The organism is Bartonella sp. AP150HLJHH (assembly GCF_042196385.1).
In the GTDB taxonomy this organism is placed as follows: Bacteria; Pseudomonadota; Alphaproteobacteria; order Rhizobiales; family Rhizobiaceae; genus Bartonella.
This window is the reverse complement of the sequence record NZ_JBHIQC010000001.1, coordinates 138,952-156,846: the sequence shown is the minus strand read 5'-3', so window position 1 is coordinate 156,846 and position 17,895 is coordinate 138,952. Positions and strand designations below refer to the sequence as shown.

Genomic DNA, 17,895 nt, shown 5'->3' with positions numbered 1-17,895 from the left:
TAGCTATTTTTAAAGCTTTGAAAGATAGACTTTTTAATCATGCAACTTGATTGTGCACTTTATCAACATCCTAAACTCATTACTGTTTTTGGCGGATCCGGTTTTGTAGGACGACATGTCGTTGAAACTTTGACTAAGCGGGGATATCGCGTTCGTATCGCTGTTCGTTGTCCACAAAAAGCTTATTATATGCTCCAAATAGGAGAAGTAGGACAAACCCAAATGCTTAAAACAGATATCAAGCATCGTGCCTCTGTTGCACGCGCGTTGCTTGGAGCTGATGCGGCAGTGTTTTTGCCTGGTAGCTTAAAACAAGCAAGTCAATCGAATTTTAAAAACACACAAATTGATGGTGTTTACAATGTTGCTGAATTAACAGCAGAAACTGGTATTCCGCTCATCTATATGTCAACACTTGTGGCTAACGAGAATGCTTCATGTCTTTATGCACGTGTTAAGTTTATGGGTGAACAAATCATTCACAACAAGCATCTTCAAGCAATTATTATCCGTCCATCCGTTATCTTTGGACCAGAGGATTGTTTCTTTAACACCTTAGCAGATTTGTCACGTTTTTTACCAATTATGCCTCTTTTTGGAGGTGGACAAAGCAAATTGCAACCCGTGTATGTTGGTGACGTTGCTGAGTTTATCGTGCGCGCTTTAGATGGACAGGTTGCTTGGGGAAAAAATTATGATCTTGGTGGTCCCCAGATTATCACCCTCCAAAATACTCTTGAAAATATACTCAAAATTATTCACCGTAAAAAAACAATCCTATCTATGCCTCTTTCTGTCGGTCTATTGATTGGAGGAATTTTGGGAACAATCGGTAAATTGCCTTTTGTACCAACACTCGTAACAGCCAATCAGATACGTTTTTTGCAAATGGATAACATTGTCTCTAAAGAAGCTATAGAAAATGGATATACTCTAGAAGGTGTGGGTATTACCCCCAGAGCAATGGCAGCATTCTTGCCAAGTTATCTCTGGCGATTTCGTCCACATGGTCAATTTTCCCAAAACCTACTCGTCTAGAATAAATTCTTCCAAAACTGAGTTAATTATTTGATTTATAATTCATAGCGCGTTGTTAGCGGTTTTAAAATCAGAGTGTTCAATAGAGTGATGTTTTTACATTTTAAATACTCTATTCAGTATCACAAAAAATGTTTAATCGTATATCTATAGTCTTTTGATAAAAATCGTTGAAAACAGGAGAAAAGCACTTCTTATAAACTGTCTTTATCCAAGAGCAGGTGCAACATTGGAATCCTAAAGAACCGATTCTGAACTGCCTATCCATAAACATGATAATCTATGGCTTTACATTTATATTATTTTGCTAAAAAGCTTAATAATGAGATTAAAGTAATTCTTCCTTTTTCAACAACCGCATAAGTGAGTAGAATACGAGTATACTACTTTCGATATTATCCCATAAAAATCAATATAAAAACTGTAAAGCAATGCACCATTTTTATTATTTAAAAGGTATTCCCTCTGGAGACTTTTAAAAGCTTTAAAGTTACGTGAAAAGGATAGAATTTTGTTTATATAATAAAACTTATCATGAAGATCTCCTACTCCGTCAGCAACATCACTACTCAGATCCATAAATGCATATTTGTTGCACAAATTTATGGAGATTTTAAAAGAGCTTTTTCACATAAAGAAGTCCTCTTCTTGTCTTGCATTTTTTTTTAATTTCTCCTACCGTCTTGGAAAAACTTATTTTAAAGGAATGAAGAATGGCAGCTCAAGATTTTGTTGTCAAAGATATTGCACTTGCTGCTTATGGTCGTAAAGAACTTGATATTGCTGAAACAGAAATGCCTGGTTTGATGGCTTGTCGTAAGGAGTTTTCTTCCAGTCAACCTTTGCGCGGAGCGCGTATTTCTGGCTCATTGCACATGACAATTCAGACAGCTGTTTTAATTGAAACATTAAAAGCGATTGGCGCCGATATACGATGGAGCTCTAGCAATATTTTTTCTACGCAAGACCATGCAGCAGCAGCTATCGCCGCAACTGGCATTCCTGTATTTGCCATTAAAGGTGAAACATTGGAAGAATATTGGACTTATATAGATGCAATCTTCCAATGGCCAGATGGTAATCCTTCCAATCTTATTTTAGATGATGGAGCTGACGCCACAAACTATATTTTAATGGGAAGTCGTGCAGAACAAAATAAAGATATTTTATCGCATCCCAAAACAGAAGAAGAAGAAATTTTTTTCAAACAAATACAAAAGCGTATGGATGCAACGCTAGGTTTTTTTACACGACAGCGCGCGGCAATTAAAGGTGTAAGCGAAGAAACCACAACAGGTGTAAACCGTCTTTATCAGTTACAAAAAGAAGGACTTCTACCTTTTCCTGCTATTAATGTTAATGATAGCGTCACTAAATCAAAGTTTGATAATAAATATGGATGTAAAGAATCATTGGTCGATGGTATTCGACGTGGAACAGATGTGATGATCGCTGGTAAAACTGCCATTGTCTGTGGTTATGGTGATGTAGGAAAAGGTTCAGCAGCATCTCTTTCTGGTGCTGGGGCTCGTGTTAAAGTAACAGAAATTGATCCTATCTGCGCTCTTCAAGCCGCTATGGATGGCTATGAAGTTGTTAATTTGGATGATGCTGCTTCCAGTGCTGATATTATCATCACGACAACAGGCAATAAAGATGTTGTTCGTTTAGATCATATGCGACAAGTAAAGGATATGTGTATTCTTGGAAATATTGGTCATTTTGATAACGAAATCCAAGTCGCTGCCCTTAGAAATTTGCCATGGACAAATATTAAACCACAAGTTGATATGATCACCTTTCCCGATGGAAAACGCATCATTTTGCTCTCTGAAGGGCGTTTGTTAAACCTCGGGAATGCGACTGGGCATCCTTCTTTTGTCATGTCGGCCTCGTTTACTAATCAAGTTTTAGCGCAAATTGAACTTTTTACCCGTTCAGAACACTATACAAATGAAGTCACTGTTTTGCCTAAACATCTTGATGAAAAGGTTGCACGTCTACATCTGGATCGGTTAGGAATAAAATTAAGTGTTTTATCAGAAGAACAAGCCGCTTATATTGGAGTCTCACCACAAGGACCTTATAAACCAAACCATTACCGTTACTAATACGTTTCCTTGGGTTAAAAAAGGGAAAGATGCCGTGCTCAGCTTTGGTGACTATAACCCCAAAGAAAAAACTCAAAAAGAGATCCGAATCTATACGTATATATTTTGCTTTTTTTTCTTTTTTTCTCCAACATGCGCTTTTGCTCAGTCATTGGAAGGTTATTTACCATTTTTCTTCACTTTGCCGAATGGTCCATGGCTGCTTTTAGCGCTGTGTGGAGGAATTTCTTGTGCTTCACTTCTCTCGTGTATAGCTGTTACCGTGCGTGCAAAAAAAACTGCACAGAAGCCTTTGAAGATAATTCAGGCAAATTTTTCTGAAAAACTTAAATATTATGAATGGCTTCTGGAAGAAACCGAGCAATTCCTTCTTATTTGGGAAAATCCAACAACCTTACCCCGTGTTGTTGGTGCTCTTTCTGCATTGCAAAAAATAGGAATCGATCAGAAAGATTTTCAGCGTTTTGAGCTCTGGGTTGAAGAAAATTCTCTGCGAGAACTTGATTATGCATTGACTCAACTACGTTGTAAATGTCACCCTTTTGATCTTTCTATCACCACCACAAACAATGTACCGCTACAAGTTACAGGAGTCATCGCAGGAACAGTCGCCATTGCTCGTTTTCAAGATATCTCAAAACAACAGAAAGAAAATTCTCGTTTACAGAAAGATATCGCCCGCCTTCTTACTGAATTGAGAATGCAGCGTAATCTTCTTGATCTTATTCAAGAGCCCGTATGGATAAAAGATTGTGAAGGAAAAGTTTGTTTTATCAATCGCGCCTTTAGAGAAATGACAGACTTTCGTGAAGACAGTGATGACGTGGGGGATCTTTTCAATGAAAATACACAACGCAAAACAGATGAAACAGAAACAATTTTTCAAGAACATGTTTATACGGTTATTGGTGGAGAACGGCACCGTTTTCATCTCACACGTATTACAACAGCTGAAGGGATGGCAGCTTTTGCACGTGATGACAGCGCATATGAAAATCTTGCTCATGAATTAAGATATGTTCTTCAAAGCCATTGTGAAACACTTGACCAAATTTCAACAGCTGTAGCCATTTTTGATACAAACCAAAAATTAAAATTCTGTAATCATGCTTTCAAAATTTTATGGCCGTTGGAGAGTTCTTTTTTAGAAAGTGAACCAAGCCATACATTGTTTCTTGAACGTTTACGTGAAAAGGGGCTCATTGCTGAACACCCTGATTGGCGCGCATGGAAAGAAGAACTTTTAAAAGCCTATCGGCAAACAGAATCGAACCAACAAATTTGGAATCTTCCAGATGGACGTACGGTGCGTGTTGTCTCGAACCCTCATCCACAAGGAGGTGTCACTTGGCTTTACGAAAACCTTACAGAAAAAATTGATCTTGAGCGCCGTTATAATACACTTATTAAAATACAAGGTGAAACACTTGATAAACTTTCTGAAGGTGTGGTCGTTTTTGGTACTGATGGACGCCTTCGCTTATCGAATCCTGCCTTGTCGAAATTGTGGTCTCTTCCTTATAATTTACTGGTAGAAGGAACCCATATTACGCAGTTACAAAGCCATTGTTCAGCCTTAACCTTGGGGCAAGAATGGGATCAATTTACCAAGTTCATTACCGGTTTTGCTGAAAAACGTGAAACATTTTCAGGTCGTATAGATCTTAAAAATGATATGATTATTGACTATACTCTGGTCCCTCTTCCTAATGGACAAACGATGCTTACTTTTGTGAATGTTACGGACACTGTCCATGTTGCGCGTGCTCTTCAAGAAAAAAATGAAGCATTAGAAAGTGCTGATCGTTTGCGTAATGAATTTGTCCAACATGTTTCCTATGAATTGCGCACACCTCTCACCAATATTATTGGATTTTCTGATATTTTACGCGATCAAATTTTCGGTTCTATCAATGAACGTCAACAAGAATATCTTGGGCATATTCATTCAGAATCAGGAACCCTTTTAAATATTGTTAATGATATTCTTGATCTTGCCACCCTTGATGCAGGCATTATGGAACTCGATATAAAATCAGTTAACATTGCCGATGCTATGATACAAGCAGTTGCACGTGTAGAAGATCGCCTTAACGGACGCCATATTACGCTTTTACAACAAATTTCTCCTTCCTTAAATTCTATTTCTGCTGATGAAAAACGCTTACATCAAATTTTTGTGAATGTTTTGAGTAATGCTATTAACTTTGCAACAGAGGCGAGCACGATTGAATTTTGTGTCGATGAACAAGATGATAACATCGTCTTTAGCGTTCACAATGAAGGCTCTGACATCCCAAAAGACATCCTTGATCGCATTTTTAAACGTTTTTCTTCCCATTCACACCATGGTGGACGTGCAGGAGCGGGGCTTGGTCTTTCGCTTGTGAAAAGCTTCGTTGAACTACACGGTGGGCATGTTGAAATTCTTACCGGCTCTGGAAAAGGAACAACTGTTAAGTGTTTTTTTCCCCTCTCCAAAGGAGATAAGATTTTTTAACCTTTATTATATTTTCATCCATCTCATGGAAGTCTTAATGAATTTTAGTTTTTTTCTTGAAAATGAAGAGGCAACAAAGCTTTTCGCAAAAAAATTAGCCCTTTCTTTAAAGCTGGGGGACCTTATAACACTGCAAGGAGATCTTGGAACTGGAAAATCAACCATTGCACGTACAATCATCCAAACGCTTGCAAACGATGACACGATGGAGGTTCCAAGCCCTACTTTTACTCTTGTGCAAAGCTACCAACTCCCACAGTTTGAAATTATTCATGCTGATCTTTATCGCCTTTCTATGGCAGAAGAAATTGATGAATTAGGGCTTCATGAAGCTCGTGAGAAAAATATTTTACTTGTTGAATGGCCAGAAAGAAATACAGCTCTTTTAGAGCTCGCCACTTTTGCACTCACCTTACACTATAAAGAACATGGGCGTCATGTAACAGTTAGATCAGCGCAACATTCCATTGAATGTTTGCAACAGTCTTTTACAATTCGTACATTTTAAAAAAACATGAACATCATCATTTTTTAATTTGATAATACCTCAGTACTACCTATGAAATCTGAGATGATGAACAACATAAAGAAGGCTTCATAGAGGCACCAACCATGGAAGATGAAACGAAATGCTGACTCTTTTATATCACAATGACATAAATTGCAAAGAACAGCCGTTAATTTATAGAAATTCATCAATTTATTTTAGAGAATAGTATAAGAGAATTTTAAATTGAAGTGATAACCCTTTAGAAGAGCATTATATAACCTGTAGTGAATTGCTTGTTTCTTTCTGCTTAAAAGTTGTGAGCTTTAGAAAAGTAATTTGCAAAGTTTTTGCTTAAAATCTCCCTTTATGTGTTGAAAGCACTATCTATCTCAATAGTCTTATCTAAGAAGAAATACCTTTATGAAATTATCATTCACCGAGTATTTTTAACACGCATATAAGGAAAGAATTGCCTATATTCTTCATACAAAGTAATTTTTTATAAAAATGGTCAATTGAATCATGCATAAAAGCACGAATTCTTAAATTCATTTAAAATTTTGATTTTTATTGTCTTTTCATTATAATATAATGCAAAAAAGAATATTTTAAAAAAGTCAAAAGGAGAGACAAAACTTCTCTCCTTTAGAGTGATTATATGTGGAATTAACTAAGCCCATCTTTTATCCATTCAGAAAGACGTCCTTTAGAGGTAGCGCCAACCATATTCGATGAAATATTTCCATTTTTAAACATTAATAATGTAGGGATAGAACGTACTCCGTATTGGGTAGCCAGTTCCGGATTTTCATCAATATTTACCTTAGCAATTTTAACTTGATTTTGCATTTCTATTGAAATTTCATCCAAAATTGGAGCAATCACTTTGCAAGGGCCACACCATTCTGCCCAAAAATCAACCACAACAGGGGTGGAAGAGGTTAGAACTTCACTTTCGAAATTGTCCTTATCAACTTTTATACACGTCATTGATTTATCCTTTATATTCACTTTTTATAGATTGGTATAATAACAATTCATATCAAGTTATTGCAAAGATAAATTATTAAAGGACTTTTTTACACCAGAGATTGTGCAGTGTGTTTGTTTGGGCGATTTTATGAAAGTAAATAAAGTGTAAAGATGATTTGCAAGGAAAAGAGTAGCTTATAAAGCAACTTCACTAAGAAATGCCTCAAGTTTTTCTGGAGGAAGTTTAAAAATTTTGGCTTCTTTACTGTAGATAAGCAGAGCCTGGATATCTTTATCGGGATGAATAGCTTGCAACAATTTTCGGTAAAGAGCTATTTGCAACCAGTGATGGGAAGCAATAGCAGCTTCATTTTCTGGTGGGGTTCCTGTTTTAAAATCGGCAAAGATAATGCTGTTTTGCGTGATGTAAAGACGGTCAATTTGACCAGAAATTGCTTGTTCTTTTCCACGAATTTTCACAATACCCATTAAGGAGACCTCAGCACGTGAATGCTCAGAGAAAAGGGGCTTGAGGTAAACATGATCTAATATTTTCCAAACATGGCGAAGAGCATCTTCTCTTTGGCTTTCATCCCAATGAGAGGCTTTGATATTGAGATAGTTTCGAGCATAATCTCGACGTTTTTGTGGGGGACAATCGGGTAAGTATTGTAACAATCGGTGAACGAGATTACCATATTCAATGGAAAAAGCCCTGTTGGTATTTTTTTCTCCCAAAACAGGCGAAACGCTATGATATTTTGAATTAGAAGAAATCTCGGTATCAGCCTCAATGGAAAGACTAGCAACAGAGGGTCTCAACGGTTTTGGTAGCACTGGTTCTTCTGGTATTTTATGGGAGAAAAAAGCAGGTAACGCTGGTAAGGTTTGAGATTCAGTGCAAGGAACTTTTGAGTTTATAGAAGCAGAAGAAGCAGGTGTAATGCAATAACGCCAAGCTGCAATATCTTCCGAAGAATCTTTTATAGCAAGGGCATGCGGTTCGAGGGCTTTTTTTACGAGTTGTAACCATGTATGAGATGGCGTTTTCGGACCTTTATACCCACAAATAAACAAGCGATCTTCAGCGCGTGTCATTCCTACATAAAGAAGACGCCTATATTCTTCTTCTGCACGCTCTTTTAAATATGAAATTGCTTGTTTAGAGAGTTTTGTATTAAACTTTTCATTGGGATGCCAAATAAAGGCTTGTTTTCCGTTCCATTGTGCATTGTTTAAAGGAACTTTAAGCAAGTGAGGCGCATGCTGAGGATGCCAAATCGCACTGCCAGGATCGACTAAAAACACAACAGCAGCCTCTAGTCCTTTTGCAGCATGAACAGTCATAATGCGAATTTCTTCATTACTTTGTTCAAATTCACGTTTAATTTCTGGTTCGCTTGCACTTAATGTTTCTAAAAAAGCTTGTAATCCTGGTAATCCTGTTTTTTGAATAGTGAGCGTATAATCCATAAAAGCATCGAGCACATCATTTGCTTCAGATCCTAAACGGGATAGAATTTTTTGCCGTCCCTTATCATTATTCAAAATATGGCTATAAAACTCGAAAACTGGTATTTTATCCACTAAAGCGCGATAATGGTTTAGCTTTTCAAAAGCATCTTTAAAAGATACCTGCGATGATGTATGCGCACACAGACTTTGCCAAAGAGAGCCGGTGCGGTGTGCGGCAAGCTGATAGAGTTCCTCTTCACTAAGAGCAAAAAGTGGGCTTTTTAAAACACAAGCAAGAGAAAGATCATCTTGTGGCTGTAAAACAAAACGCGCAAGCGCCATTAAATCACGGATACTAATATGTTTGGTAAGCTGTAAACGATCAGCCCCTGCTACGGGAATATTACGGTGTTTAAGAGCACGAGAAAGAGCTGAGACAAATTGATCACGTTTACGGACCAAGATCATAATATCACTTGCACGTATTAAGCGTCCTTTTGCTGGAAGCATTTCGCCTTTTTGTAACCAGTCAGCAATCGTTTCAGCAATTTTTTCTGCTAAACGGACTTCAGGTGTATCTAAATGATTAACAGTTGCATGCCAATCTTGAGGAAACTCACTCGTTTCTTTTGAAATGGCATCCCATATAACAACTTCACCGGGACTGTGAACACGGATAGCTTCATGCACCGTTTTTGTATTTTCTGCCGAAAGTCCTTTATAGTTTTCTGGTGTTTCAAAAACAAGATCAACGCTTTTAAGAACATCTGCTGTAGAGCGAAAAGAATAATGCAGTTGTATTTTTTCAAATTGCTGATTTGTTTGCTGCACTTTTTTTTGAATAATTCGTCCATTTGCAGCAAAATTTTCTGGAGCAGCGCCTTGAAAAGAATAAATAGATTGCTTTTCATCTCCAACAGCAAAAAGAGTCCGTATGTTTGTTCGTTGGCTATACCCTGAAAAAAATTCCTGTGCCAACAGTTGAATAATTTGCCATTGCTCAGGGTTGGTGTCTTGTGCTTCATCAAGTAGAATATGATCAAGTCCCTGATCAAGTTTATAGTGCACCCATTGGCTTGCACCTTTGCGCTGTAACAAATGAAGTGTACGCTCAATAAGGTCATCAAAGTCTAAGAAGCCATTGGACTTTTTTAGATTCTTATAAATTTTGAGATAAATAGTACAGAGCTGAAAAGCAGCCATATTGAGGGTGGCAACCTTTGCGCATTGATATTTTTCTAAAAGAACAGAAAGCTTGTTTTGTTTATCTTCAAGCATTTGTTGAATAAAAGGCCAAATTTCATCTGATTTTTTATGAAATAAATGTGAAAAATTACGCGGCTCACCTTTTGTTGTAAAATAAACATCAGAAATAATATTGAGAATATTTGTCTCATCATGCACCTTTTCTAATTGGGAAAGTTTTGCCACCATATCCTTAAAGCTTTGATTACCATTGGTTTCACAATGCTTAAGAGCATAAAGAGGAAGGCGCGCTGTTTGTTTAATTTGTTCCAGAAGATATTGATTTGTTTCATCTGGCGCTAAGTTAAAAAGCGCGCGCAATTTTTCTTCTCCATTTTCAGATAAAAGAGAAGATAAAAAATCAGACAATTTATGTTGCTTTTCAACTGCCTCATAGAGCAATTGATTAAAAGTATGTTCGCTAATAACTTGAAGTAACTGTTGCAAAGCAGGTTGTACATCACGACGGGCTAAAAGTTCGCGACGGGATTCTTGTTGTAATTTTTTTCGACCGATATCATCGGGAAGTTCAAAATGCCCTGCAATATTGGCTTCTAACATAAATTGATGTAAGAGAGCTTCACAAAAAGCATGAATCGTTTGAATTTTTAAGCCACCAGGCGTTTCGAGGGCACGCGCAAAGAGTTGCCTTGCATAAGTTAGTTTTTGCGCATTAACAGGTTTTTTTTCAAACCGTGTTAAGGTTTCTTGCAGCTGTGCATCATCGAGCTCATTCCAACTAGAAAGCGTGCGAAAAATTCGTGATTGCATAACAGCAGCAGCAGCTCTTGTATAAGTAAGGCATAAAATACGTGCTGGAGGCGTACCGTTTAAAAGCAAACGGATAACACGTTCACTTAAAACGTGGGTTTTTCCAGATCCAGCATTTGCAGAAACCCACACGTTTTTTTGGGGATGTGTTGCTGTTGCTTGTGCATCAAGAGCGGCTTCAGGAATAGAAAAAAACGTCATGATTACTCTTCTTTATGAAAACCACTTGACCATTCCCACAACCGAGCCAAATGGTCGTAGTCACCTTCATATCGTTTTGACATGGGGACAGCATGTGAGAGATAGCCTTGTTGTGGATTTTGATAATAAGTTATGAGTGCGATAAGATTTTCCCATGCATTTTCAGCAAGATCAACAGCACTTAGATAAGTTTTTCCGTCTTTTTTCTTTAAAAGAATTGATTGGGATTTAATTTCACCTTTTTTGTTAAGGGGAATGTAAAATAAATTTGAGGGTGTAAAATCTTGAAAATCTGGGAAGCCCCCTTGTATGAGTAAAGCTGTTTCTAAAGCCAATTGCGGAAATAATAATTCACGAACTTGTTTTGATAAAGGAGGCGTTCCGGTTTTGAAATCTAGAATTTCAACCGTTTTATCTGGCAAAACATCAAGACGATCAGCACGTCCTGAAAGGGTTACTCCTGTTGTTCCTATAGGGATTTTTTGTGATACCACTTCCGAATATCGCTCTCGCAGTCCTAAACTTTGTTCCCATTGAATAAAGCGTGGAGCAAGATTTTCAAAACTATTCCACCAAATTACTTCAATATCGGGTGGAAAGTTGAATTTATCAAACTCTTTACGCCCAATAGCAAGCAGTACATTGAGTGCATTTGCAGCATTTGGATTTTTCATTTGTGTGCAAAAAGCTGCAAGAATAGCGTGATAAAGTGTTCCTCGTTCTGAAGCGCTAGGATCATGAATAAGTTCTTTAAGTGGTTTAAGCCTTAAGATTTTTTTAGCATAAATAGCATAGGGATCATATCGCAATGTTTCTATTTCAGTGACTGAAAAATGGCGCGGGCGTATATCAAGAGGTGGAGAAGGGCAAGGACGTTTCACCTCAGAAGTTATGCTTGTATGATCAAGCATCTTTGCCCAATGGCGTAGTATTTCACCTCGTTCACGGATTTGTTCCCAAACCTGTTTTCCTACAACTGTTTCCATGCGTTGTAGCCAGCGTGATGGAATGGAAGGCGTATGATTAACGCGCAATGCGCGACTCATCACCACTTTATCCATTCCCATCGCCCATTGAAAATCATGCGCAGAAAGACCAATACGCTGCTCTGGTGGTTCCAGAGTTAACATCATTTTCATCGGTCGCGATAAAAAAGCATCATTTCGGGTTGATATCGGCCATGATCCTTCATTAAGACCGCCGATGACCACTGTATCAACCGTTTGCAAGCGCGATTCCAAAGTACCCCAGATGAATAAACGTGGATGTCCTCCAGGCGAAGGTGCGACGGAACGGGTTGCTATTATGGCAGAAAACATAGCGGGCCATTCACAAAGATGAAATGTTAATCCCGATTGATCACTGACCAATTCACGTAGAAACTTTGATAGGGCTTGTCCTGCTTCGTGTTGATAAAGATGTGCAAGAGAATTATCCTCATTGCGACCAAAATTTTCAAAAACCTCAACAGTTGCTATTGCAGCCTCATTGATGGTGCATTCTTTCTCTTGTTTCATAAGAGATGTTAAAGGTTCAACAGCTTTTTTTAAAAGATGACAAAGGAGACGTGCTTCTTCACATTTCTGCTGATCAAGGGTGTTATTTTCAGAACTATTATGAAAGGATGTATCAATCCATTTTTCAAGAAATTGATCACATTCGCAAAGATTAATACGCCCTGTATACCCTCGAAGAACAAAAAGTTCAAAATTTTCTGCCATTTCCCGTAAACGATGACGATTTTGTTGGAGTGTTGTAAGGGGATGTTTAAGAAGAGAAAGAAAAGCAATGGGATCATCAGGTTGCAATACATTTTCTAAGATAAGTCGTAAGAGAGTTACAGGCAATGTTTGTGCAAGTGGTATTCCGCCTGAATCATTTGCTTCAATTCCAAATCGCTGTAATTCCACGGCAACACGGCGTGCTAAATTACGGTCATTTGTAATAAGGGCTGCAGTTTTTTTGGGTTCTTCAATAGCTTTGCGTAAGGTAACAGCTATAGCGAGAGCTTCTTCACGTTCATTTATAGCTTCAATAAATGACCAATCTGCACAAAGATTTTCATAATCATCACGGACAATTTGTATCCATTTATCTGTTGTAGAAGCAGGTCGGAGTGCTTCTGATAAAAGAGCCATTCGTTTTTTCTTTGTTATACTTTGTTGGCCAATTTCGCAAACATGATGACGTTGACACTCCATGAGAGTTAGAAGTTTTTTTAAATGATATTGAGGATGGCTAAAAACATTTTCTGCAGGATCAAAAAAATCACAAGCTGTTTTTTCTTTATTGCTTGTGCTTAGTGCATTCCATTGTTCTTCATCCATATGAAGATCAAGGCCAGGAAGAACAACAGCCCCTTTGGGCAGAGAAGCTATAACCTTTAAAAGATGAGAAACTGCGGGCATAGAACCTGACACACCAGCAGCAATGATAGGTTTATCAGGCTGCGTGCATCGCAAAGTCTCTGCATGCATTGTGAGTGCTTGATTACGCCATTCCGCGGGATTGCTTCGTTGCCTTTCGGTCAAGATTTGTGGCCAATTTTGCGTAACAATAGTCAGAAAGTCGAGCGTTATTTGCCACCATTCAGCGACCATATCAGGTGCAATATCTTTAAGTTTCGACCAATCTGCTCCTTCTGTTTCAATTTCGTCCATCAAATGCGCTAAATCCTGAGCAAGCCAAATTGCATCAGCACTATGAGCCGGAATAAGTACATCTTCTGTACCAAACATGGCACGCAGATGCGCAGGTAAATTTTCACGCCATGGGCGAATAAGGCGCGCTAAAAGCAGTAAGCGTTCACTTTTTCCAATGGGTGGATTCAGAGTGCTGGTATGATTTTCAACAAAAAGGAAACTGTCTTCATCGACATCTCCTAGAGCACGAATGGTTGGTAAGAAAGTTGATTGTGTATCGCTTCTTTCAACAAAGGCTAAACGTAAAGCGCGAGCAGCACGACGTGTCGGAACATAAATAAAGCTATCGGCAAGAGCAGTTTGAATGTCTCCATTGGGAGCGAAATTATCAATAAGGGTACCGGAGAGCAGTGCCTCAACAAAGTGAGGCAAAAAAGCCATTCCAGAAGATATAGAAAAGACACGTGGTTTATAAGTCATATGATCTCATATTGGGAATAACAAATTTCATCTTATTGATTATTTGCTTTATTTTGACTGTATACAATTTTCATACAAGAAAAAACTGAAAAGCTCTATTTATACAGGAGATTTTTAGCTGACATTCAAAATACTGAAATATATGACCTTGTCTTAAGCTATTGTGAAAAAATATATCAAAATTTTAAAAGACGTTACAATTACAAATATATTATAACTTATTGAATATTATAAAATAAATTTACCGTATTCTTTATACAGTGCAATCTGAAAGTGTTCTTTACATACTCCTTTTGTTTTCAGAAAAAATAACAATATTCAGATCCCCAACTCAATATGAAAAATCATTATCAACCAAATTGTTACATAAAAAATTCTTCTTTACATTAAAAGCTTACTTGATAATCTTTAAAAGTAGAAAATTTTATCTTAGGAGCTCTTTCTGCTTCATAATTTAATGAAAAATGGTTCTCCGCTAAAAAAACTGGATCACCTTCTAAATCATACGCAATAGCAGAGCGGTGATTGCTGAGAAACTTTTGCAACTCATCTTTGCTCTGCGCTGAAATCCAACGGCATAAATTAAAGCGTGCAAACTCAAAATTCACTGGCAAAGAATATTCTATTTTTAATCGCTCTTTTAAAACATCAATTTGCAAAGCACCAATAACACCAATGAGAGAAGGCGACCCATCATCAGGAATAAACAATTGCACAACCCCTTCTTCAGCCATTTGTTGCAAAGCTTCTTTGAGCTTTTTTGCTTTCATTGGATCGCCCAAACAAACACGACGCAAAATCTCTGGTGCAAAATTTGGTACTCCCTTAAAGAGGATATCTTCTCCTTCAGTCAAAGTATCGCCGATACGCAATGTTCCATGATTAGGGATTCCTACGATATCACCAGCATAGGCTTGATCAGCAATTTGGCGCGAACGCGCAAAGAAAAATTGTGGAGCCGAAAGTGTCATCGGTTTTCCTGTTCGGACCAACTTTGTTTTCATACCACGTTCAAGTGTTCCCGAGCATACCCGAAAAAATGCAATACGATCACGATGATTAGGATCCATATTCGCTTGAATTTTAAAAACAAATCCCGTCATTTTAGGTTCAGTTGCTATGACATTGCGCTGATCTGCACTTTGATCACGAGGACTTTGACCAAAATCAATAAGTGCATTGATCAAATCACGAACACCAAAATTTCGTAAAGCTGAACCAAAATAAACCGGAGTCATATGACCTTCACGGAAAGCTTGAAGATCAAAATTCTTGCAAACACTTTGAGCAAGTTCTACCCCTTCAATAAAAGTGGAACGTTGATATTCAGGGAGTAAATGGACAACCTCACTGGGATTTGAAACTATTTGCTGTGTTATCTCATCATCTTTTTGACGAAAACGATTATGATGAAGGTCATAGGTACCAACAAAATCTTTACCCGACCCAATTGGCCATGTTATAGGCGCGGTATCAAGAGCAAGCTTTTCTTCAATTTCATCTAAAAGCTCTATAGGATCACGTGCCTCACGATCCATTTTATTGATAAAAGTAACAATAGGAATATCCCGCATCCGACACACTTCAAACAATTTTAATGTTCTAGGCTCAATCCCGCGGGCCCCATCCAATACCATAACAGCACTATCAACAGCTGTAAGCGTGCGATAAGTATCGTCTGCAAAATCTTCATGGCCTGGGGTATCTAGGAGATTAAAAATATGATTTTCATATTCAAACGTCATCACCGAAGTCACAACGGAAATACCACGATCACGCTCAATATTCATCCAGTCAGAACGGGTTTGAATACGATCTTTTTTGGCTTTTACTTCTCCTGCAAGTTGAATAGCACCACCAAACAATAAAAGCTTTTCTGTTAATGTTGTTTTCCCCGCATCTGGGTGAGCAATAATTGCAAATGTACGGCGTCGCTTTACTTCCTGCACTCTTCGTTCCATTATTCCTCCACAGGACGTGCAAGTGTTTCAGCAATCAGTGCACGCATTTCATTAATCCCATAAAGCGCTATAAATGATCCCCATCGTGGACCTCGCTCTTGTCCAAGAAGGACTTCATACAACATTTGAAAAAAAACATTAGAAACACCAGGCCCACCTTCAGGGCTTTTTTTGCTATGATCTTGATAGCGTTCCGTTAATCGTGCAACATCAAGAAGCATATTTTGTAATATGTTGCCATCAACAGTTTCAGGTAAATGAGCTAATTTTTCATCAATTTGTGCTAATGTTGCTCGTTCGCTATCATCTGGTATACGAAATTTCTTGTTTGGTTTAACAAAAACATCAAAATATTTAATGGCAAACTTCACCAATTGATCAAGTTCTGGATAAGTTTGTGCATTTGCTTCTTTAGCGTAACGAGAAATAAAACCCCAAAGAACTTCTGCATTCTCCGCATTTGAAGCACTTACCAAATTTAAAAGCATCGCAAAGGATACAGGCAAATCAACCTGCGGTGGACAACCATTATGAATATGCCATACAGGATTACTGAGCCGTTCTTGCCATTTTTGACGACCATAAGCAGAAAGATGAGCATAATATTCATCTACAGCTTTAGGAATAACATCAAAATAAAGCCTTTTTGCTGTTTTAGGTTTTGAAAACATATAAAGCCCTAAACTCTCTGTTGGGGCATAAGTAAGCCATTCATCAATGGTTAAGCCATTTCCCTTGGATTTGGAAATTTTCTGCCCTTTCTCATCTAAAAAGAGCTCATAGTTGAATCCTTCTGGGGGGGTTCCACCTAATACTTTACAAATTTTAGAAGAAAGATTTGTGGAATCGATAAGGTCTTTTCCGGCCATTTCATAATCAATGCTAAGTGCTGTCCAACGCATTGCCCAATCTACCTTCCACTGACACTTAACTTTGCCCCCCGTAACCTCTGTTTCTATGGTTTCTCCTGTTTCAGGTTCAATATAAGTGACAGTCCCTTTTTCAACATTACGCGCAATCATCGGTACCTGTAATACTTTTCCAGAAAAGGGAGAAATCGGTAGAAAGAGTGAATAGGTCGCTTGCCGTTCTTCACCTAATGTTGGTAAAATAATTGCCATAACCTTGTCATAACAGGCAAGGATTTTCAAAAGTGTTTCATCAAAACGACCGGAATTGTAATAATCCGTAGCACTTGCAAATTCATAATCAAAACCAAAACGATCAAGGAAAGCCCGTAACCGCGCATTATTTGCCGCTCCAAAAGAAGGATAATCATCTCCAAAAGGGTCGGGTACACGGCTCAACGGTTGACCAAGATAATGTTCCATCCTCTCGCGATCAGGCACATTCTCAGGAACCTTGCGCAAACCATCCATATCATCAGAAAAACAAAGTAATTTTGTTTTTACTTTATTCTCCGTGAGAATATGAAATGCATGACGCACCATGGTTGTACGTGCAACTTCCCCAAAAGTTCCAATATGCGGTAAACCAGAAGGGCCATAACCTGTTTCAAATATCACACTGTCTGGATAACCCGTTTTTTCATACCGTTTGATAATCTTACGTGCTTCTTCAAATGGCCAAGTTCTCGATTGAGAAGCTGCATCTTTTAATTCAGGCGTAAGGTTGAGGGTATCACACTGATCACGCATCATTATTTATCCTAAAAATTACACTCTTTCAAAATAGGGTGTATGGTTCTTGAATTTATTCGTCAATAATAGCAAGCAAAAAGATGAAAATTTCTTTATACTCTTAAGTCACTATACAAAAACCGCCCTCGTTATAAACATATTTTGTTCTGATAAAAATCAAAAACATTCAATATTATAAAGCAAAATTGACTTGTTTTGATTATCGAAGCCTTCATTGCTATTATTATCATGGGTTTTGCTTATTATATTTATTAGCGCAGAAGATAAGCTTCTAGTATTGAACGAAAGAACGGTAAAAACCAACAGAAAAATGCTTAAACTAGGCATTTCATACAAAAGCATTAATCCACATTACACTTGTCACCGTA

At 37.8% G+C, this 17,895-nt stretch carries 9 protein-coding genes; 4 read left to right on the top strand and 5 right to left on the bottom strand.

The genetic code is table 11. From position 1 onward, the window contains the following. The first annotated feature begins 39 nt into the window (after positions 1–39). From ACFING_RS00630 to tsaE, 4 genes are all read left to right on the top strand, one after another. The gene (locus ACFING_RS00630) at positions 40–1,038 is read left to right on the top strand and encodes a complex I NDUFA9 subunit family protein (RefSeq protein ID WP_375629158.1); all 999 of its coding nucleotides are present in this window, start codon (positions 40–42) and stop codon (positions 1,036–1,038) included. A gap of 713 nt (positions 1,039–1,751) precedes the next feature. Further along, entirely contained in the window at positions 1,752–3,149 is a 1,398-nt protein-coding gene (gene ahcY / locus ACFING_RS00625) for an adenosylhomocysteinase (protein WP_375629155.1), read from the top strand. A 34-nt stretch (positions 3,150–3,183) separates the two neighbouring features. Further along, positions 3,184–5,649 carry an ATP-binding protein gene (locus ACFING_RS00620; protein ID WP_375629153.1) on the top strand — a complete coding sequence of 822 codons (2,466 nt, stop codon included), beginning with the start codon at positions 3,184–3,186 and terminating at the stop codon, positions 5,647–5,649. Between the two features lie 37 nt (positions 5,650–5,686). Further along, positions 5,687–6,157: a tRNA (adenosine(37)-N6)-threonylcarbamoyltransferase complex ATPase subunit type 1 TsaE gene (gene tsaE / locus ACFING_RS00615; RefSeq protein ID WP_375629150.1), complete on the top strand. Its 471-nt coding sequence runs from the start codon at positions 5,687–5,689 to the stop codon at positions 6,155–6,157. A gap of 648 nt (positions 6,158–6,805) precedes the next feature. Here tsaE and trxA read toward each other — a convergent pair. From trxA to ACFING_RS00590, 5 genes are all read right to left on the bottom strand, one after another. Next, a complete protein-coding gene (gene trxA / locus ACFING_RS00610; protein WP_375611361.1) occupies positions 6,806–7,129 on the bottom strand; it encodes a thioredoxin in 324 nt (107 codons plus the stop codon). A gap of 177 nt (positions 7,130–7,306) precedes the next feature. Next, positions 7,307–10,783 (bottom strand): double-strand break repair helicase AddA, encoded by a 3,477-nt coding sequence (gene addA, locus ACFING_RS00605; protein ID WP_375629148.1) that lies wholly within the window; start codon positions 10,781–10,783, stop codon positions 7,307–7,309. Positions 10,784–10,785: 2 nt separating this feature from the next. Then, entirely contained in the window at positions 10,786–13,905 is a 3,120-nt protein-coding gene (gene addB / locus ACFING_RS00600) for a double-strand break repair protein AddB (RefSeq protein ID WP_375629146.1), read from the bottom strand. 386 nt (positions 13,906–14,291) lie between these two features. Next, positions 14,292–15,866, bottom strand: a complete 1,575-nt coding sequence (locus ACFING_RS00595) for a peptide chain release factor 3 (RefSeq protein ID WP_375629143.1) — start codon at positions 15,864–15,866, stop codon at positions 14,292–14,294. Then, positions 15,866–17,527, bottom strand: a complete 1,662-nt coding sequence (locus tag ACFING_RS00590; protein WP_375620882.1) for a lysine--tRNA ligase — start codon at positions 17,525–17,527, stop codon at positions 15,866–15,868. Before ACFING_RS00590 ends, ACFING_RS00595 begins: the two co-directional genes overlap by 1 nt. Positions 17,528–17,895: the final 368 nt, after the last annotated feature.

Coding starts and splice junctions, on each gene's coding strand:
- tsaE (WP_375629150.1), top strand. CDS start 5,687: ATGAATTTTAGTTTTTTTCTTGAAAATGAAGAGGCAACAAAGCTTTTC.
- ahcY (WP_375629155.1), top strand. CDS start 1,752: ATGGCAGCTCAAGATTTTGTTGTCAAAGATATTGCACTTGCTGCTTAT.
- ACFING_RS00630 (WP_375629158.1), top strand. CDS start 40: ATGCAACTTGATTGTGCACTTTATCAACATCCTAAACTCATTACTGTT.
- ACFING_RS00590 (WP_375620882.1), bottom strand. CDS start 17,527: ATGATGCGTGATCAGTGTGATACCCTCAACCTTACGCCTGAATTAAAA.
- trxA (WP_375611361.1), bottom strand. CDS start 7,129: ATGACGTGTATAAAAGTTGATAAGGACAATTTCGAAAGTGAAGTTCTA.
- addB (WP_375629146.1), bottom strand. CDS start 13,905: ATGACTTATAAACCACGTGTCTTTTCTATATCTTCTGGAATGGCTTTT.
- addA (WP_375629148.1), bottom strand. CDS start 10,783: ATGACGTTTTTTTCTATTCCTGAAGCCGCTCTTGATGCACAAGCAACA.
- ACFING_RS00595 (WP_375629143.1), bottom strand. CDS start 15,866: ATGGAACGAAGAGTGCAGGAAGTAAAGCGACGCCGTACATTTGCAATT.